The sequence below is a fragment of the Mycobacterium sp. NGS27 genome (assembly GCF_059813005.1).
The window spans coordinates 939,296-958,617 of record NZ_JCALDT010000001.1 but is presented as its reverse complement, the minus strand read 5'-3'; the positions used below and the strand labels follow the sequence as shown (position 1 = coordinate 958,617).

Sequence of the window (19,322 nt, the reverse complement as noted above, 5' to 3'; positions counted from 1 at the left end):
TCTTTCCGCCTCGGCTCAGGGCGTTCAGCTCAGAAAGGTGTTCACCGCCGAAGCGAGGTCCGGGGACGCCGACGTCGCTAGGTTCTGATAGCTACCGCCACTGAGTTGGGAGACCGCTTCCCAGGTCGCCCGGTCCGGGTCGGCTCCGAAGTCGATGACGTTCACCGCGATGGGCTTGGCGGGATCAGCGCTCTTACGGATGAAGTCCTGCAGCCCCGGCCCGTCCAACGTCTGGTCGGTGTGCGGCCCCGCGGTGATCAGCAAGATCGAGTTCGTTTGGCCCGCATGATAATTCGTCTGCATGTCCTGGTAGAGCATCCGTAGCGTGGTGAAGGACACCGCGCCGCCGCCCGACGAGTACTGCTTGTCCAGGGCGGCGGCCAGCGCAGCCGAACGCGGCTGGCCGCTCACGGCGTCGGACAGCGGCCCGCTCGCCACCTCCGAGCGGCCTTCGTGTCCGTCGAACGTCCACAGGCCGACCACCGCGGTGGGGGGCAGCGCTTTGATCTTGTCCTGAAGGGCACCGACCACGTTGGCCAGCCGGGATTTCCCGCCTTCCTGTGCGGGCATCGACTGGTCGAGCATGATGGTCGTGGCCTGCCCGCTCGACGGGCTCGCCATCGCCTCGGCGAGGGTGGCCCGCATCGGCTCGTCTCCCACCGACAGCGCGGCGGGCAGCGCCGGGAAGCTGGTGACCGGACTGCTGGGCGATGTCACGCCGTTGACGCGGAAGCCGGCCTTCGCCAGCTTGGCCAGCTGGTCTGGCTTGTGCATGAAGCGCGAGAACTCGCTGGCCGCAGACGCCTGTTCTCGGCTCAGCCACGAACCGCTGAGCAGCACGGTGGGGTAGTCGGCCACCGCCGCAGAACCTGGTGGAAGCCAGAATCCCAAGGTGTCCTTGGCGTTTGGCAGCGATTGGCCGCGTTGGAACAGCTGTTGCTCGGTGGTGACGACCGCGTGTACCTGTGCGGTCGCCGCGTCAGGGGGTCCGAGCAGCACGTCCATCGCCTCGGTCAGCGAGCTGTTCGCCAGTTTGGGTTGTGCGCTCAACAGGCTGCGCACGGCGCCGGTGCCTTGCGTCACCGGGGCGCCGGGCGGTACCGAGGCGGCCGCCACCGCCTCGCCGGCCAGAAACGACGCGTCCCCGTTGCCGGTCATCGGCAGGGCCAAACGCAGCGAACCCCACCCGGGTAAGTTCAACCCCGCCAACGCATTCGGGTTGGTCTGCAGGCCCGGCAGCGCCGCCCAGTTCTGGTTGGACAGGGCGGGCGCGAGTTGGGGGCGGATGGCCAGCACCACCGGGGACGTGACCAGCGAATGGCTCTCGGTGACGGTCTTTTGCGCCGTGGCCCCGGCGAGCCGCGCGGCCGAGATCGAGCTGCCCGGAATCCACAGCGCCGGCTGGCCGCCCAATTCCGCGGGCCACTTGCCGATGAAGCCGTTGAGCACGGCGTCGGAATTGGCCGGCTTGACGCTCACCACCATGCAGTGGTCACCGACCGGCCCGGCGGATTTGTTGTAGCTTTCCGCCAATTGCTGAACGGAATCGGCGATGGACGGGTCGGCGACGACCGGCACTGTCTCCTGGCCCCCCGCGCAGCGTCCAGCGGCCGTGTGCGAGCGCTTGGACAACGCGTCACCGAAGAAGCTCCACAGGATCACCGATCCCACCACGACGACGACCGCGACCAGCGCCACGATCACGCCGATGCTGACGCCGCGACGGCCTCCCTCACTGCGATGGCCACCCAGCCGGTCGGCCAGTCCGCGATGGCCGCCCCCGAATAGCGAGGGCGGTGCGGCCGGCGGCTCCGGGCTCGACGGCGGCGCCGGCCGGGACCGAAACTCCGGATAGTCATCGGCGGTGCCTTCGACGTAAGAATCCTCGGCGGCATAGAGATCGTCGTCGTCGGCCGCGAAACCCTCGTCGGGATGGCGACGCTCGTCCGGGTAGTAATCCCCCTCCGAGTAATCACCCTCGTCGGAATAGTCATCCTCGTCCGCGTAGAGGTCGGCTTCCTCGTCACCGGCATTCCGGTGGCGTCGTCCTGCCTCGTCACCTCGAGACGGCTCGTCGACGACGTCGTCGCGAGAAGGTTCGTCGAGGAAGTCGTCAGGGTCGGGCGCACTGTGCCTACCCATAGCAGTGCCCGCGGCCTTTCCTTCGATCCATCGTTGACTCGGCGCCGATTTTAGTCATCGCCGGCACTATTACACGTTCGCACCCGATTCGAGCGCAGGCTCAATTCGACTGCGCGGCGTGTGCCTTGGCTTCCCGCCGACGGCGATGCAGGATCGGCTCGGTGTATCCGTTGGGTTGCTGCGTGCCCGTCAGGATCAGATCCTGGGCGGCCAGGAAGGCCAGGCTGTCGTCGAAGTTGGGCGCCATCGGCTGGTACGCCGCGTCCTTGGCGTTCTGCTCGTCGACCAGTGGGGCCATCCGCTCCAGGCTGGCGCGCACGTCCTCCTCGGTGATCACGCCGTGCCGCAGCCAGTTCGCCAGCAGCTGGCTCGAAATCCGCAGCGTGGCACGGTCTTCCATGAGCGCCACGTCGTGGATGTCGGGCACCTTCGAGCAGCCGACGCCCTGGGCGACCCAGCGCACCACGTAGCCGAGGATGGACTGGCAGTTGTTGTCGACCTCTTCGCGGATCTCCTCGGGAGCCCAGGCCAGTTCCTTGGCCAGCGGGATGGTCAGCAGCTCTTCGATCTTGGTGCGCTTCTTGCCGGCGAGCTCCTCCTGCACCGCGCCCACGTCGACGTAGTGGTAGTGCATCGCGTGCAGGGTGGCCGCCGTCGGCGACGGCACCCACGCGGTGGTCGCGCCCGCCTTCGGCTGGCCGATCTTCTGCTCGACCATGTCGGCCATCAGCTCGGTCATCGCCCACATGCCCTTGCCGATCTGCGCCTTGCCCTTGAAGCCGGCCGCCAGGCCGATGTCGACGTTGGCGTCCTCGTAGGCCTTGATCCACGCGGTGCTCTTCATCGCACCCTTGCGGATCATCGGCCCGGCCTCCATCGAGGTGTGGATCTCGTCACCGGTGCGGTCCAGGAAGCCGGTGTTGATGAACACGACGCGGTCGGCCGCGGCCTTGATGCAGGCCTTGAGGTTCACCGTGGTGCGCCGTTCCTCGTCCATGATGCCGACCTTGAGGGTGCCCTGGGGCAGTCCGAGGACATCCTCGACGCGGCTGAACAGCTCGCAGGTGTAGGCGACCTCGTCGGGCCCGTGCATCTTGGGCTTGACGATGTAGATGGACCCGGTGCGGCTGTTGGCCAGCGGCCCGTTCGCGTCGCCGGTTTTGAGGCCGTGGATGGCGGTCAGGCCGGTGAACAGCGCGTCCATGATGCCCTCGAAGACCTCTTCTTCTTCGTCGCCTTCGCTCCTGACGATCGCGTCGTTGGTCATCAGGTGACCGACGTTGCGGACGAACAGCAGGCTGCGGCCCGGCAGCGTCAGCTCGCCCTCGCCGTCGGGCGTGCTGTAGGTGCGGTCCTCGTTGAGCACCCGGGTGAAGGTCTTGCCGTCCTTCTTGACCTCTTCGGACAGGTCGCCCTTGTTCAGCCCGAGCCAGTTGCGGTATCCGAGCACCTTGTCGTCGGCGTCGACGGCGGCCACCGAGTCCTCGAAGTCCATGATCGTGGTGATCGCCGATTCCAGGACCACGTCCTTGATGCCCGCGGCGTCGGTCTTGCCGATCGGCGACTCCGGGTCGATCAGGATCTCGATGTGCAGACCGTGGTTGGCCAGCAACACCGACCAGCTGGGGGAGCCGAGTTCGCCGGTGTAGCCGGCGAACTGCTTCGCGTCGGCCAGGCCGACGGAGCCCTCGGCGGTCGCCACCTTCAGCTGGGCGTCGTCGACGGACAGACCCGTCGCGTCGGCCCAGGAGCCGGATTCCAGCGGCACGGCCTCGTCGAGGAACTTGCGCGCGTAGGCGATCACCTTGTCGCCGCGGACCTTGTTGTAGCTCGTGCCCTTTTCGGCGCCGTCGTCCTCGGGGATGACGTCGGTGCCGTAGAGGGCGTCGTAGAGCGAGCCCCAGCGGGCGTTGGCGGCGTTGAGCGCGAACCGCGCGTTGAGCACCGGAACCACCAGCTGCGGGCCGGCGGTCGTGGTGATCTCGTCGTCGACGCCGGACGTCGTGATGGTGAAGTCCTCGGGTTCGGGCAGCAGATAACCGATCTCGGTGAGGAACTTGCGGTACGCCTCGATGTCGAGCGGCTCGATGACGCGCTGGCGGTGCCACTTGTCGATCTGTGCCTGCAGCTCGTCACGCCGGCGCAGCAAGTCCTGATTCTTGGGGGTGAGGTCGGTGACCACCTTGTCGACGCCCGCCCAGAAACTGTCGGGGTCGATGTCGGTGCCGGGCAAGGCCTCGTTGTTCACGAAGTCGTAGAGCACTCGGGCGACGCGCAAGTTCCCCGCCGACACGCGATCAGTCATGATTCTCCTCCATCATGGGCCGCACCGGACCGTCCGTGGGCCGGACAGGCCCCGATTGGCAATGTCATAAGCCTACCGAGCGCAGCCTGCTGAGCGTTATCCGCACGATCCGCCACAGCAGGTCAGGCCGCGCTGACAGCCCCAAGAACGACGCTGCGGGCGAGCACCGGGATGTGTTTCCAGCAACGCATGTTCCGCGCGCGAACGGCGCTGCGCCGTCCAGCAGTTTCTTAACTGGTAGCCGTGAAGATCATACGGGCTGCGCGCAGTCGCCCCGGCCGGCCAGTGTCACTACGCGTCCCGCATGGTGCCGACCAGGTCTTCAACCAGGTCTTCCATCGCCACCATGGCCACCACGCCCCCGCCTTCGTCGGTCACCAAGGCCAGGTGGCTGTTGCTTCGCCGCATCCGCGACAGGGCGTCGGCCAGGGGCAGCGATCGCGACAGCCGCGGCAGCGGCCGCACCATCGCCAGATCGATCACTGCGTGCGGATCGTCGCCGAGCGTCAGCACGTCCTTGATGTGCAGATATCCCAGGAAGGCGCCGCCGACGCTGGCCACCGGGAACCGGGAGTATCCGGTCTGGGCCAGGGCTTGCTCGACGGCCCCGACGGTCGGACCCGAGCCGGCCGCGGCGACCGGCACGGCGTGCACGTCGGCGAGCGGGACGGCCACGTCGCCGACGACGCGGTGGCGAATTTGCAGCGCCCGGGTGAGTCGGGTGCGTTCCTCGGAGTCCAGCAAGCCTTCGGACTCCGATTCGGCGATCATCTCGCTGAGCTCGACGGGGGAGACTGTGATCTCCAACTCGTCCTTGGGTTCGACGCCGAACGCGCGCACCACCGCGTTGGCGCACTTGTTGTAGAACACGATGAACGGCCGGGCGGCCCGCACGTAGGCCAGGTACGGCGGGACGAGCAGCATCGCGGTGCGCTCGGGGCCGGCCAGCGCGATGTTCTTGGGCACCATCTCGCCCAACAGGACGTGCAGCGTCACCACGATGGCCAGCGCGATCGCGAACGACAGCGTGTGCAACAGCGCCGGGTGAATTGTGGTGAGCCCCAACGCCGTCCGCAGCAGATTGGACACCGCCGACTCGCCGATCCGCCCGAGTAGCAGCGACGCGGCCGTGATGCCCAACTGGGCACCGGCCAGCATGGACGGCAGTTGCTCCCCGGCGCGGATCACCGTGACTGCGGCCGCCCTGCCCTGCTCGGCCAGCGCCTCCAGGCGGTCGCGCCGCGCCGAGATCAGCGAGAACTCCGCGCCGACGAAAAACGCGTTCACCCCGATCAGCAGGCAGGCCAGCAACAGGCCCAGGGCGTCGCTCATCGGCGCGCCCCTGCCGCGGGGACTTCACCCTGACTGCTCAGCTCGACGAGTTCGAGCAGGTCGATCCGGCGTCCGTCCATCCGGATAACCGTTGCCTGCCAACGCGTCACCGGGGCCAGCAAACCGTCCGCGTCCAACGCGGGCAGCTTCACCGTGTCGCCGGCCACCGGAATGTGACCGATCTCGCGCAGCACCAATCCGCCGATGGTCTCGTAGGGGCCTTCGGGCGCCCGGAAACCGATGGCGGCCGCCACCTCGTCGATGCGCAGCAAACCCGATACCCGCCAGCCGGTGCCGGCTGGCACCACGTCCGGGGTCGCGTCGTCGTGCTCGTCGCGGACGTCGCCGACGATTTCCTCGATCAGGTCCTCGACGGTCACCATGCCGGCAGTGCCGCCGTATTCGTCGACGACCAGCGCGGTTTGCAGGCTGTTGGCCCGAATCTCGGCCATCACCGCGTCGCCGTCCAGGGTCGACGGCACCTTGGGAACGGGTTGTGCCACCGTGATCAGCCGCGTGCGGCGGCGTTCGTTCCGCGGGATGGCGAAAACCTGCTTGACGTGCACGATCCCGACCGTCTCGTCGAGGTCGCCGTCGACGATGGGGAAGCGGGAGAACCCGGACTCGGCGGCCGTGGTCACCAGGTCCGCGACCGTATCGTCGGTCTGCAGCGCCACGATCTTGGACCGGGGTGTCATCAGCTCCTCGGCGCTGAGGGCGCCGAACTGCAGCGATCGCCGCACCAGGGCCGCCGTGGCGGCGTCCAGGGCGCCGCTGCGCGCCGACGAACGCACCAGCGACAGCAGCTCTTGCGGGGATCGAGCCGACCGCAGCTCTTCGGCCGGTTCGACGCCGAGCCGGCGCACGATCCAGTTCGCCGCCCCGTTGGTCAGCCGGATCGCCGGGGTGAGCAGCAGCGAGAACAACAGCTGGGCGCTCACGACGGCGCGGGCCGTCGACAGCGGACGCGCCACCGCCAGGTATTTGGGCACCAGCTCGCCGAACACCATCGACACCGACGTCACGATCACCAGCACCACAAACGCCATGACGGCGTCGCCGACCCTGTCGGGTATGCCGATCGCATCCAGCCACGGGTGGGGCAGGTCTTCCACCATCGGATCGGTCAGGTAACCGGCCGCCAGCGTAGTGACCGAGATGCCCAACTGGGCGCCCGACAGTTGGAACGACAGCCGGTGGTGCGCGCGGCGGATCCATCGGTCGCGGCGGCCGCCGCCGCGCGCGTTCGCCTCGACGGCGCTGCGGTCCAGGGTGGTCAGGGAGAACTCCGCGGCGACGAAGACGGCGTTGCCGAAGATGAGCACCGCGATCGCCACAACGCTCACTACGGTGACGGTGACGTTCATGGCCTGCGCCGCCATCCGGCGAAGGGGTCAGGCCCGACGAGCGGTGACGGCCCCGGAGGGGGCTCCCCATCGGGCATTTCGTCCGACGGCCCGTGCGCCCGCGAGCCGATGGCTGGCACGGGTGCCTGCGGCACGTCGATCCTTTCGCTGCCTGGTGGCGGAGCGGTCGCGGTTGCTTCCGTCTTTGCTGTCTTATGCTAGCCCGCGTCGCGCCCGCGCGGCGGCGCCCAGTGCGGGCCACGCCGGTCGCGCCTGCCGCGTCACCAACCCTGCGGCAGCGGATGTCCCTCGGCGAAGCCCGCCGTCGACTGCACTCCGATCACGACCCGTTCATGGAGCTGCGCCAGGTTGGCGGCGCCGACATAGGTGCAGGTGCTGCGCACGCCCGAGGTGATGTGATCGAGCAAATCCTCGACGCCGCCGCGGGCCGGATCGAGCCCCATTCGGGACGTCGAAATGCCTTCCTCGAACAGCGCTTTGCGGGCCCGGTCGAAGGCGGTGTCCGCGCCGCTGCGCGCCACCACCGCCCGTTTGGAGGCCATCCCGTAGCTCTCCTTGTACGGCTGGTCGTCGCGGTCGCGCATCAGGTCCCCGGGCGACTCGTAGGTGCCGGCGAACCACGACCCGATCATCACGTTGGACGCCCCGGCGGCCAGCGCCAGCGCCACGTCCCGCGGATGCCGGATGCCGCCGTCGGCCCACACATGTCCGCCCAATTCTCTTGCCGCCGAAGCGCATTCGATAACGGCAGAGAATTGGGGACGGCCGACGCCGGTCATCATCCGGGTGGTGCACATCGCTCCAGGGCCGACACCGACCTTGACGATGTTCGCCCCGGCGCCCAGCAGGTCGCGGGTGCCCTCCGCCGAGACCACGTTCCCGGCGGCCAGCGGCACACCCAGCTGCAGCGCCGCGACCGTCCGGATCGCCTCGATCGTCTTCACCTGATGCCCGTGCGCCGTGTCGATGACCAACAGATCGATGCCCGCCTCGACCAGCGACCGCGCCTTGGCGCCGACGTCGCCGTTGATTCCGACGGCCGCGCCCACCCGCAGGCGGCCCCGCGCATCCACGGCCGGGGTGTACAGGCCGGCGCGGATGGCGCCGGTGCGGGTCAGCACACCCGCCAGCGTTCCATCGGCGTTGGTCACGACGGCGACGCCGATCGCCGACTGCTCGAGCAGGTCGAACACCTTGCGTGGCTCGGTTCCCACCGGGGCGGTGACGAAGTCAGTGATCGCGACGTCGCGCACCCGGGTGAAGCGATCCACGCCCAGGCACGACGATTCGCTCACCAGACCGAGGGGGCGGCCCTCGAAGGTGACCACGGCGATCCCGTGCGCACGCTTGTGGATCAGCGCCGTCGCGTCGGACACCGAGTCGTCGGGCTCGAGCACCACCGGGGTGTCGAGCACCGGGTCGCGGCTCTTGACGAACTCCACCGTCTGCTGCACCGCGGTGATCGGGAGATCCTGCGGCAGGATCACGAGTCCGCCGCGCCGCGCGATCGTTTCGGCCATCCGGCGCCCCGCCACCGCGGTCATGTTGGCGACGATGACCGGGATCGTCGTGCCCGAGCCGTCATCGGTGGACAGGTCGACGTCAAAGCGGGACGCGACCTCCGAGCGGTTCGGCATCACGAACACGTCGTTGTAGGTCAAATCGTATGCGGGCCTGTGCCCGTCGAGAAACCTCATCGCAGTAGCCCCGCCAACTCAAGCCCCCTTCACGCCCTGGTGATCTAGCCCCGCTACGCGGGCACCTCGGTGCGATCTGCGCTCCACAGTGTGTGGAAGCGCTTGTCCGGGTCGTCGTCGATCCGGCCGTAGGTGTGTGCGCCGAAGAAGTCCCGCAGCCCCTGGGTGAGCGCGGCGGGCAGCCGCTCGGTGCGCAGCGCGTCGTAGTAGGACAGCGCCGAGGCGAAACCGGGGATCGGGATGCCCAGTTCGGTGGCCTTCACCACGACCCGGCGCCAGCTGTCGATGGATTCCTCGATGGCGCTGCGGAAGTAGGGCGCGACGATCAGGGTCGGCAGGTCGGCGTCGGAGTCGAACGCCTCCTTGATCCGGTTGAGGAACTTCGCGCGGATGATGCAGCCCCCGCGCCAGATGGTCGCCATGTCGCCGGGCGTGATGTCCCAGTCGTATTCGGCGCTGCCCGCCTGGATCTGGTTGAAGCCCTGGGCGTAGGCGATGATCTTCGACGCGTACAGCGCCTTGCTCACGTCGTCGATGAACTGTGTTGCGTCGCTTGGCTTCTCGCCGAGCTTACCAGAGGCCAGGCCGGTGGTGGCCTTGCGCTGGGCGACCGAGCCGGACAGCGCACGGGCGAACACCGCCTCGGCGATGCCCGTCACGGGCACACCGAGATCGAGCGCCGACTTCACCGTCCAGCGTCCGGTGCCCTTCTGCTCGGCCTCGTCGAGGATGAGGTCGACCAGCGGTTTGGAGGTCTTGGCGTCGGTCTGGCGCAGCACCTGCGCGGTGATCTCGATCAGGAAGCTGTCCAGGTCGCCCTTGTTCCACTCGGCGAACACGTCGGCGATCTCGGGGGCGGTCTTGCCCAGCCCGTCGCGCAGCAACTGGTAGGCCTCGCCGATGAGCTGCATGTCGGAGTACTCGATGCCGTTGTGCACCATCTTGACGAAGTGCCCGGCGCCGTCGGGGCCGATGTGGGTGCAGCAGGGCACGCCGTCGACGTGGGCAGAGATCTCCTCGAGCAGCGGGCCCAGCGACTTGTAGGACTCGGCGGGGCCGCCCGGCATGATCGACGGCCCGTTGAGCGCGCCCTCCTCGCCGCCGGAGATGCCGGCGCCGACGAAGTGCAGGCCGCGTTCGCGCATCGCCTTCTCCCGGCGGATTGTGTCGGTGTAGAGGGCGTTGCCGCCGTCGATGATGATGTCGCCTTCTTCCATGGCGTCGGCGAGCTCGTCGATGACGGCGTCGGTGGGGTCGCCGGCCTTGACCATGATCAGCACCCGGCGCGGCTTCTCCAGCGCGTCCAGGAATTCCGCGATGGTCTCCGAACGCACGAACGTGCCCTCATCGCCGTGCTCCTTGAGCAGCGCATCGGTTTTGGCGATCGACCGGTTGTGCAGCGCCACGGTGTAGCCGTGCCGGGCGAAGTTACGGGCGATGTTGGAACCCATCACGGCCAGGCCCGTGACGCCGATCTGCGCGGTGCCGGTCGTGGAATCGGAGTGGGCATCCGACGAACTCATGTTTTCGCCTCTCGATTAGGAGAACCTTTCGGCAAAAGCCTTCGGTGACACTGTGGCACAGCGAACACTCGGGCGTCCGGGGTGATCGGTGATCGGCGGCCTCAGAGGTTGAGCAGGCGTTCCAGCTCGGTGAGCCACGGGACGGCCAGCGCAATCGTGGGCACCACGAATACGGCCGCCGCGGCCAGGTATGCGGCCGCCGACAACAGCGGGCTGTTACCGCGTCCGCCCAGCCGGCGCACCCTGAGCACCGTGCTGGGGCCGCTGGCCGCGAGTGCCCCCGACGGGGCCCGCCCCGAAGCGCATGCGACCAGCGCCCGGGCCAGGGGAGCGCGCCCCGCGGCGCGGACCGCCGCGTCGTCGGCGAGCAGCTCGACCAGAAGCTGGACCGCGCCGAGCGCATTGGCGCTGCGGACCAGCCGCGGGAAGGCCGCGTGCACGGCGGTGAACGCCTCCAGCACCAGGTCGTGGCGCGCCCGCAGATGGGCGCGCTCGTGGGTGAGGATCGCCTCGACCTCGGGGTCCGCGAGCGTGCTCAGTGTTCCCTCGCTGACGACCACCCGGCTGCGCACGCCGGGCAGGCAGTAGGCGAGCGGTTGCGGGACGTCCAGGACGCGAAGGTCGCGCGTGCGGGCGCAGGGCTGGGACTTCGCGGCGCCGTGGCCGACCCCGACCAGGTCGACCACCATCCGGTGGTGGGCCCGACGCTTCCGGTTGGCGATGGCCACCCGGATGACCGCGACCATAAGCCGAGCGCCGACCAGCAGGGTCAGGGCGAAAACACTGACGTAGAGCGTCCACAGCGGCCAGCCGAGGCGGTCGGCGGCGCCGACAATACTGGTCGTGGGCCGGCCGTCGCGGCCGGGCATCAGCAATCGGGTGGCGATCGCGATGCCGGCGCTGAACGCCGACAGGACCGCGGCCAGCGCAACGGCTTGCCAGAGCACCATTGCGGCGCGGGGAGCGCGCAGCGGCCAGCGCGCGCGTGCCAACATCGCCGGCACCGGGCCGGTCAGTAGCACCGCGATGATGGTGAAAGCCAGCGCGGACACACTGTCAGTGTCCCTCAGCCCTCCGGCCCAGCGCCAGCAGATGTCGGGTTCTTGCGTTGATTGGCTTCCAGTTCGGCGAGCGCGCGCCGCAGCGCCTCGGCCTCGTCGGCGCCGACACGCTCGACGAAATGCACCAGTGCGGCCTTTCTGCCACCCGGATCTTCGGCCTGGGCCAACGCGTCCACCATGAGCCCGGCGACCAGTTCGTCCCGGCCGTGCACCGGTGCGTAGCGGTGTGCCCGGTCGTCGCGGATCTGGGAGACCAGGTTCTTCTTGGCCAGCCGCTGCAGCACGGTCATGATCGTGGTGTAGGCCAGGTCGCGCTGTGCCGACAACGCCTCATGGACCTGGCGAACGGTCTGAGGCTCGGGCGTGGACCACAGATGGTCCATGACGGCCCGTTCTAGATCCCCCAGCCGTGTCAGTTTGGCCATAGTTTCGTTCATCTCCTGAGCGTCGAATCAAGACTACTCCGGCTTACTACCGTCGGTCGTACGGAAGCCTGACAAATTACTGTGTCGGCCGCCGCGTCCCAAGCCGCGAACAAGAAGAACCATACCGCTTGCCAAGTTAGGGCAGCCTTGCCTATGCTGATGTGGTCGAGCGATACGGACCGTGTGAGCGTCCTGAGGGCTGCAGCGACCCCCGGTCTACTCGATCGGCGAGCCCCGTGCCTAAAAGGCCCGGGGCTCAGCCGTTTTCGGGGCCGCCATTCCGCCGCGAGCGTGCGTGCCGCGGCCATGGTGTAGACACATGGACGTGCCAGAGCCGCAGAAAACGATCCTCCCGCCGGACTTCGCCGCACCCTTCGACCGCGAGATCGGGCTGCAATTCACCGAACTCAGCCCCGACGGTGCGCGCGCACAGCTAGAGGTGACGCCCAAGCTGTTGCAGCCGATGGGTTTGGTTCACGGCGGCGTTTATTGCTCGATCATCGAGAGCATGGCCAGTGTGGCCGCCTACACCTGGTTGGCGACCCGCGGCGGCGGAAATGTGGTGGGGGTCAACAACAACACCGACTTCCTGCGCTCCATCGGCTCGGGCATGGTGTACGGCACCGCCGAGCCCATTCACCGGGGGCGAAGCCAGCAACTGTGGTTGGTCACCATCACCGACGCCGACGACCGGATCGTCGCCCGCGGCCAGGTGCGACTGCAGAATCTCGAGATTCGCCAAGGCTGATCAACAGCGACGGCTGCTATCAGTGAAATGCGCTGTCCGGCAACCTCTTTGGAGGAGGGTACAACGGGCGGCTAGCTGGCCCGCCTGGCCGCCGGCCGTTTGGTCTCGGCAGCGAGCACGGCCAACTGTTCGAGGCGGGTGCGGGCGAACGCCTGCTGCTCGGTGATGGTGAGCTGGCCGCGCCGGGTGCTCAGGAACGTCACCGTCCAGGACAGCAGCGTGCTGATCTTGGTCTTGAAACCGACCAGGTAGACCAGGTGTAGCACCAGCCACGCGAACCAAGCGAACAGGCCGCTGAACTCGACAGGCCCGATCTTGGCGACCGCGGAGAACCGCGACACCGTGGCCATCGAGCCCTTGTCGAAGTACTGGAACGGCTCCCGCTCGGCCGGGTTGGCGCCCCCGAGCTCGGCCTTGATGGTGCTCGCGACGTACTTGGCACCCTGGATGGCTCCCTGCGCCACGCCCGGCACGCCTTCGACGGCAGCCAAATCTCCGATGACGAACACGTTCGGGTGGCCGGGCACCGACAGGTCCGGCAGCACCTTGACCCGGCCGGCCCGGTCCAGCTCGACGGACGACTGATCGGCAAGGTCGCGGCCCAGCGGGCTGGCTGACACCCCGGCGGACCAGACCTTGCAGGCCGATTCGATACGCCGGACGGTACCGTCGGAATCCTTGACAGTGATGCCGTTGCGGTCGACGTCGGTCACCATCGCGCCCAGTTGGATCTCCACGCCCATCTTCTCCAGCCGGGCCGCCGCGCGCTGACCCAGCTTGTCGCCGAACGGCGGTAGCACGGCGGGCGCGGCGTCGAGCAGGATCACCCGCGCCCGCGTCGAGTCGATGTGCCGAAAGGAGCCCTTCAGCGTGTAGGACGCCAATTCCGCGATCTGCCCGGCCATTTCGACGCCGGTGGGCCCGGCCCCGATCACGGTGAACGTCAGCAACTTGGCGCGTCGCTCCGGGTCGCGAGACCGCTCGGCCTGTTCGAACGCGCTCAGGATCCGGCCCCGCACCTCGAGCGCGTCGTCGATCGACTTCATGCCCGGGGCGAACTCGGCGAAATGGTCGTTGCCGAAATACGATTGGCCGGCGCCGGCGGCGATGATCAAGCTGTCGTAGGGCGTGTCATAGGTGTGCCCGAGCAAGTCGGACACCACGAACTTGCCCTCCAGATCGATGTGGGTGACGTCGCCGAGCAGCACCTGAACATTGCGCTGGCGGCGCAGGACCACACGGGTGGGCGGCGCGATATCGCCTTCGGACACAATGCCCGTCGCCACTTGGTACAGCAGTGGCTGGAACAGGTGATGGGTGGTACGGGCGATCAGTTTGATGTCGACGTTCGCGTGCTTCAGTTTCTTTGCCGCGTTCAGTCCACCGAATCCCGAGCCGATGATGACGACCTGATGACGGCGCTCCGATCCAGCTGGGGTTTCTGGCTGGGGGCTCATGTTTCCGCTGCTCCTGACGGGGGGCTCCTGGACGCGCGACTGCATTTAGCCACCACGCTAGTAATGCGGATACCCCGGGACCTAGCCGATACGCATGTGTTGTTTGCAACACTAACGGTGTGCGGAAGTGAAATACCTGGTGAGCGACCGCGATTGTGGCGTAGATATCAGCCTAGCCAACCGAAGCCGTCGTCACCCAGTGGAGCCTTCTCCCGCACAGTGGTCGTGGCCGTCCTGAATCGTTCCGCCGGGGGCGCGCCCCAGCGCCGCAGCTTCCGCCTCTTCGCGCGTCGGACCCCAACCCCCGAAGTATCGGGACTTCGCCGCGTTCAAGACGAGCGCCATGCAGCCACCCTGGCCGCTGGCCAGCAGACGACAGTCGCTGATGCTCTTGCGGCACGTGTCCATCACAGCCTTCTCTGCCGCGCCCTGGCTGGAGGCTCCGTCGGCGATGTTGATGTGGCCGGTGGAGTCCGATATCGCCATGGCGATCCAATTGTTGTCGGCGAGCGCATTCGGAATCGGGGCGAACGCCACGCCGACCGCGATCGCCACCAGGGCTCGAATCTTCATGGCGGTTCCGGCCCTTCGCTTCTGCGCTGCGCCGCCGTGGCACAGGTGAACGCTGCTACACCGAAGTATTACCGCGCCATGGCCGTTTCGCGACTCCACACGGCCGCCACCGTCTACAGGCCAACGAGCGGGCGCAGCGCTTTCCCGGCCGCCTCGATGACGCCGGGTGTGTAGAAGGGCAGATTGATGATCACGCCGTCGACGCCCGCATCGATCACCTTGGTCTTGATCTGATCGGCGACCGAATCCGGCGTGCCGACCACCATCCGCTGCGTCATCTCGGCGGGAATCTGGTCCAGGCTCGCGTTCTCGTCGATCATCACGGTGGTCAGCGTGCTGGTTTCCAGGGTGACGGGGTCGCGGCCCACCTCCTCGCAGGACCGGCGCACCGCGTCCAACTTGCGCGGCAGCTCGTCGAAACCCGCGATCACGTTGAGGTGGTCGAAATGCCTTGCCGCGAGCGGGATCGTCTTCTTTTCTCCGCTGCCGCCGATCATCAGCGGAATGTGGTCGCGGAAGCGAGGATTGGCGAACGCCTCGCTGGTTTGGTACCACTTGCCCGAGAAGGTGGCCCGTTCGCCCTTGATCATCGGCAGGATGATCTCCAGGGCCTCGTCGAGCCGATTGAATCTGTCGGTGAAGGTGCCGAATTCGAAGCCCAGCTGGTCGTGCTCGAGCTGAAACCATCCGGTACCGATCCCCAAAATCGCGCGGCCCTGGCTGACCACGTCCAGTGTGGTGATGGTCTTGGCGAGCAGACTCGGATTTCGGTACGAATTGCCGGTCACCAAGGTGCCCAGCTGCACCCGCTCGGTTGCGGTGGCCAGGGCTCCCAGGGCCGTGTAGGCCTCCAGCATCGGCTGATCGGGCGATCCCAACATCGGCAGTTGGTAGAAGTGGTCCATCACGAAAACCGAATCGAATCCAGCGGATTCGGCTTCGCGGGCCTGGGCGATGACGGTGGGAAAGAGTTGCTCTACCCCGGTGCCGTAGGAGAAGTTGGGAATCTGCAAACCGAGTCGAATAGCCACGACACTTACCGTAGCGATCGGCCTCTGGCGGGAGAAGGGTGCGCGCTACGCCTCAGGCGAAACTGGCGAGCGCGCCGTGGCTCACGTGCAGGGTCTGGCCGGTGATGTGGCGAGCCGCCGGCGTGGTCAAGAACAGCGCCAACCGCGCGGCCTCGGCGGCCACGGGTGCCGGCGTGCGGGAGAGTCCGTCATAGCCGGGCTCGGCGCTGCGTCCACTCGCGACGACGTTGACCGTGATGCCGCGGGTGCCGAAAATGCTTGCCTGGCCCGCGGTCCAGTTCGACAGCGTCGCCTTGATGGCGGCGTCGGCGCTGCCGGCCGGCGGGTTCTCGGGCACCACACTGATGATGGAGCCGCCCGAGCGAAGGTGGTCGCCCACGGCCTGCAGGGTCAACACCGCCGAAAGCACCGTGGCGTCAAGGGCGTGACGCCAGGCGTTGGCCGTATCGGCGATCGAATAGGTGCGTGGGTCGCCGCCGTCCCAGGAGGGCGACGGCACGTTGACGATGGTGTCCAGATGATGCGGGAACAGCGCGCGGGCCTCTTCAAGGCTGGCCGGGTCGGTGGTGTCGCAGACGATCGCGTCGACCTCGAGCTCCTTGGCGGCGATCTCCAGCTCGCTCTTGCGTGCGCCCACGAGGGTCACTTTGTGGCCGTCATCGCGGAAGCCCTCGGCTACCGTGCGCCCTAGGTCCGTGTCTCCGCCGGTAACCAGCACCTCCATGCCATGACCTCCTCGTGTTCACGCGTTATGGCATCGGTCCCAGACATGTTACTGGACAGTAGCTAGTCGGCGAAACTTCACCCGGCGCGACGCGCGGATCGTTTCTGTAACTATTTGGCCGCTACTTTCTTGCGGCGATTCAACCGCCAAGCGGCCGCATCATCGGCGGGCTAGGGTTCATCCATGCGTCGGATCGGGATCCTGGCCGCTGCGGTTTCGACCGTACTTCTGGCGGGCCTGATCGGGTGCGGGTCGAAGGCGGGCTCGCCGCCGGCCGGCAAGGTGATGGTGTTCGCCGCGGCGTCGCTCAAGCCGGCGTTCACCCAGATCGGCCAGCGGTTCACGGACCAGAATCCGGGCATCGGCGTCGAGTTCGAGTTCGCCGGCTCGTCCGACCTGGCCACGCAGTTGACGCAGGGCGCCACCGCGGACGTGTTCGCCTCGGCCGACACCGCCCAGATGGACAAGGTCAGCAGGTCCGGCCTGCTGACCGGCAACCCGGCGAACTTCGCGGCGAACACCCTGGTCATCGTCACCGCCCCGGGCAATCCGAAGGCCATCACTTCCTTCGCCGATCTGGCCGAGCCCGGACTCAACGTGGTGATCTGCCAGCAACCGGTGCCGTGCGGCGCAGCGACCCAGCGAGTCGAAGACAGCACCGGGGTGCGGCTGCGCCCGGTCAGCGAGGAACTCAGCGTCACCGATGCCCTCAACAAGGTCACCAGCGGTCAGGCCGATGCCGCGCTGGTCTACGTCACCGACGCCAAGTCCGCCGGCAACAAGGTCGCGACGGTGAACTTCCCGGAGGCCGCCGGCGCGGTGAACGTCTATCCCATCGGTGTGCTGAAGAAGGCGCCGCTGGCCGCGCCGGCGGAGAAGTTCGTCGACCTGGTGACGTCACCGGCCGGGGAGCAGATCCTGGCCCAGGCCGGCTTCGCGAAGCCCTGAGACCGCGGATGCACCGGCCGACGGATCTGCCCCGGTGGGTGTACGTTCCCGCGGCGGTGGGGACGCTCTTCGTGGTGCTGCCGTTGGTGGCCATCGCAGTCAAGGTCGATTGGCCGCACTTCTGGTCGCTGATCACCAGCTCATCGTCGGGTACGGCGTTGTTGCTGAGCCTCAAGACCGCCGCCGCCAGCACGGTGCTGTGTGTGGCGCTGGGAGTGCCGATGGCGCTGGTGCTGGCACGCGGCAGGGCCCGGCCGATCCGGTTGCTTCGGCCCCTGATTCTGCTGCCGTTGGTGCTGCCGCCGGTGGTGGGCGGAATCGCGCTGCTGTACGCGTTCGGCCGACTCGGATTGCTCGGTCGCTACCTGGAAGCCGCCGGCGTCAGCATCGCGTTCAGCACCACCGCCGTGGTACTCGCACAGACCTTCGTCTCGCTGCCGTTCCTGGTGATTTCCCTGGAGGGCGCGGCGCGCGCCGCCGGCGCCGAGTTCGAGGCGGTGGCCGCGACGCTGGGCGCGCGTCCGAGCGTCGTCTGGTGGCGGGTCACCCTGCCACTGCTGTTGCCGGGCGTGGTGTCCGGGGCGGTGCTGGCTTTTGCTCGCTCGCTCGGCGAGTTCGGCGCGACGCTGACGTTCGCCGGATCCCGGCAGGGGGTGACCCGCACGCTGCCGTTGGAGATCTACCTGCAACGGGTCACCGACGCCAATGCCGCTGTGGCGCTGTCGATCTTGCTGGTGGTGGTGGCGGCCCTGGTGGTATTGGGCCTTGGCGCTCGCCGGCTGACCGGATCCGGCATCGGGTGACCATGAGCGATCTGCACCTGCGCGCGGTCGTCGCGGACCGACATGTGGACGTGGAGTTCTCCGTCGCCGCGGGCGAGGTGCTCGCCGTGCTAGGACCCAATGGCGCGGGCAAATCGACCGTGCTGCATGTCATCGCGGGGCTCCTTCGTCCCGACGACGGCGTGGTGCGGCTGGGGAGCCGAGAGTTGTTCAACCCTGCGGCCGGCATCGACGTGGCGACCCACGACCGTCGGGTCGGGCTGTTGCTGCAAGACGCATTGCTGTTTCCGCACATGAGTGTTGCCGCGAACGTCGCGTTCGGACCGCATAGCCGGCGCGGGAGGTTGCGCTCGGCGCGCGCCGCCCAGACGGCGACGGCGCTGCGCTGGCTGCGCGAGGTGGATGCCGAGCGCTTCGCCGACCGGAAACCGCGACAGCTGTCCGGCGGACAGGCCCAGCGAGTCGCGATCGCCCGGGCGCTGGCGGCCGAGCCCGACGTCTTGCTCCTCGACGAACCGCTGGCCGGCCTCGACGTCGCCGCGGCCGCCGCGATCCGGGCGGTGCTGCGCAACGTCATCACCCGCATCGGGTGTGCGGCGATCCTGGTCACCCACGACCTGCTGGACGTATTCACCCTGGCCGACCGCGTCCTGGTGCTGGAGTCCGGCAAGGTCGCCGAAATCGGCCCGGTAGCCGAGGTTCTCAGCACACCGCGCAGCCATTTCGCGGCCCGGATCGCGGGCATCAACTTGGTGAATGGAACCGTTGCCGGTGACGGCTCGCTGCGCGCGGACTCCGGCGACCGGTGGTACGCGGCCGCTGCGGCGAGTGGCGCGTTGTCGCCGGAGCAGCATGCGATCGTGGTCTTTCCACCGACGGCGGTGGCCGTCTATCGCGAGCGCCCGCACGGTAGCCCCCGCAACACCGTTGAGGTCACCGTCGCGGAGTTGGATGTCCGCGGACCGGCGGTGTGGGTGCGTTGCGCGCAGCAACCCGACGGCGCTCCGGGCCTCGCCGCGGAGATCACCGTCGACGCCGCGTCAGAGCTCCAACTTGTGCCGGGGGATCGCGTGTGGTTCTCGGTCAAGGCGCATGAGGTGTCGCTGCATCCCTCCGCCCGCTGAGGCGCCGGGCGCAACGCGTCTCGGGCTTTCGACATTGCTCACTGGCAACATCGGTAAATCCACGCAGCAATAGTCCGCAATCA

The 19,322-nt window shown here is 67.9% G+C and carries 16 protein-coding genes; 4 read left to right on the top strand and 12 right to left on the bottom strand.

Annotation, left to right across the window (positions count from 1 at the left end):
- Window positions 1-24 precede the first annotated feature (24 nt).
- The 8 genes from AC5Y30_RS04295 to AC5Y30_RS04260 form a co-directional block, all read right to left on the bottom strand.
- Complete coding sequence (locus tag AC5Y30_RS04295) at window positions 25-2,142, bottom strand: substrate-binding domain-containing protein (protein WP_499916602.1); 2,118 nt, start codon at window positions 2,140-2,142, stop codon at window positions 25-27.
- A gap of 100 nt (window positions 2,143-2,242) precedes the next feature.
- A complete protein-coding gene (locus tag AC5Y30_RS04290) occupies window positions 2,243-4,447 on the bottom strand; it encodes a malate synthase G (protein ID WP_499916600.1) in 2,205 nt (734 codons plus the stop codon).
- Window positions 4,448-4,738: 291 nt separating this feature from the next.
- Complete coding sequence (locus AC5Y30_RS04285) at window positions 4,739-5,779, bottom strand: hemolysin family protein (protein ID WP_499916598.1); 1,041 nt, start codon at window positions 5,777-5,779, stop codon at window positions 4,739-4,741.
- On the bottom strand, window positions 5,776-7,146 hold the full coding sequence (locus AC5Y30_RS04280; protein WP_499916596.1) for a hemolysin family protein: 1,371 nt from the start codon (window positions 7,144-7,146) through the stop codon (window positions 5,776-5,778). Before AC5Y30_RS04280 ends, AC5Y30_RS04285 begins: the two co-directional genes overlap by 4 nt.
- 260 nt (window positions 7,147-7,406) lie before the next feature.
- Window positions 7,407-8,843 (bottom strand): GuaB1 family IMP dehydrogenase-related protein, encoded by a 1,437-nt coding sequence (locus AC5Y30_RS04275; protein ID WP_499916594.1) that lies wholly within the window; start codon window positions 8,841-8,843, stop codon window positions 7,407-7,409.
- Window positions 8,844-8,896: 53 nt separating this feature from the next.
- Window positions 8,897-10,366, bottom strand: a complete 1,470-nt coding sequence (gene gnd, locus AC5Y30_RS04270; RefSeq protein ID WP_499916592.1) for an NADP-dependent phosphogluconate dehydrogenase — start codon at window positions 10,364-10,366, stop codon at window positions 8,897-8,899.
- A 101-nt stretch (window positions 10,367-10,467) separates the two neighbouring features.
- On the bottom strand, window positions 10,468-11,418 hold the full coding sequence (locus AC5Y30_RS04265; RefSeq protein ID WP_499916591.1) for a M56 family metallopeptidase: 951 nt from the start codon (window positions 11,416-11,418) through the stop codon (window positions 10,468-10,470).
- A 14-nt stretch (window positions 11,419-11,432) separates the two neighbouring features.
- Window positions 11,433-11,852, bottom strand: a complete 420-nt coding sequence (locus AC5Y30_RS04260; RefSeq protein WP_499916589.1) for a BlaI/MecI/CopY family transcriptional regulator — start codon at window positions 11,850-11,852, stop codon at window positions 11,433-11,435.
- A 319-nt stretch (window positions 11,853-12,171) separates the two neighbouring features.
- On the opposite strand from AC5Y30_RS04260, the gene AC5Y30_RS04255 reads away from it, so the two are divergent.
- Window positions 12,172-12,600, top strand: coding sequence for a PaaI family thioesterase (locus AC5Y30_RS04255; RefSeq protein WP_499916587.1), 429 nt, complete (start codon window positions 12,172-12,174; stop codon window positions 12,598-12,600).
- Window positions 12,601-12,671: 71 nt separating this feature from the next.
- Here the strand turns inward: AC5Y30_RS04255 and AC5Y30_RS04250 are convergent, their stop codons facing one another.
- The 4 genes from AC5Y30_RS04250 to AC5Y30_RS04235 form a co-directional block, all read right to left on the bottom strand.
- Window positions 12,672-14,057: an NAD(P)/FAD-dependent oxidoreductase gene (locus AC5Y30_RS04250; protein WP_499916585.1), complete on the bottom strand. Its 1,386-nt coding sequence runs from the start codon at window positions 14,055-14,057 to the stop codon at window positions 12,672-12,674.
- Between the two features lie 192 nt (window positions 14,058-14,249).
- The gene (locus tag AC5Y30_RS04245; protein WP_499916583.1) at window positions 14,250-14,630 is read right to left on the bottom strand and encodes a DUF4189 domain-containing protein; all 381 of its coding nucleotides are present in this window, start codon (window positions 14,628-14,630) and stop codon (window positions 14,250-14,252) included.
- A gap of 113 nt (window positions 14,631-14,743) precedes the next feature.
- Window positions 14,744-15,661, bottom strand: coding sequence for an LLM class F420-dependent oxidoreductase (locus tag AC5Y30_RS04240; protein ID WP_499916581.1), 918 nt, complete (start codon window positions 15,659-15,661; stop codon window positions 14,744-14,746).
- Between the two features lie 52 nt (window positions 15,662-15,713).
- Window positions 15,714-16,385 carry an SDR family oxidoreductase gene (locus tag AC5Y30_RS04235; protein WP_499916580.1) on the bottom strand — a complete coding sequence of 224 codons (672 nt, stop codon included), beginning with the start codon at window positions 16,383-16,385 and terminating at the stop codon, window positions 15,714-15,716.
- A gap of 183 nt (window positions 16,386-16,568) precedes the next feature.
- On the opposite strand from AC5Y30_RS04235, the gene modA reads away from it, so the two are divergent.
- Genes modA through AC5Y30_RS04220 form a run of 3 tightly spaced genes read left to right on the top strand, consistent with a single transcriptional unit; the run spans window position 16,569 to window position 19,239 of the window.
- On the top strand, window positions 16,569-17,333 hold the full coding sequence (modA, locus tag AC5Y30_RS04230) for a molybdate ABC transporter substrate-binding protein (protein WP_499916578.1): 765 nt from the start codon (window positions 16,569-16,571) through the stop codon (window positions 17,331-17,333).
- An 8-nt stretch (window positions 17,334-17,341) separates the two neighbouring features.
- Window positions 17,342-18,136, top strand: coding sequence for an ABC transporter permease (locus tag AC5Y30_RS04225; protein ID WP_499916576.1), 795 nt, complete (start codon window positions 17,342-17,344; stop codon window positions 18,134-18,136).
- A 2-nt stretch (window positions 18,137-18,138) separates the two neighbouring features.
- Window positions 18,139-19,239 carry a sulfate/molybdate ABC transporter ATP-binding protein gene (locus AC5Y30_RS04220; RefSeq protein ID WP_499916574.1) on the top strand — a complete coding sequence of 367 codons (1,101 nt, stop codon included), beginning with the start codon at window positions 18,139-18,141 and terminating at the stop codon, window positions 19,237-19,239.
- Window positions 19,240-19,322 lie beyond the last annotated feature (83 nt).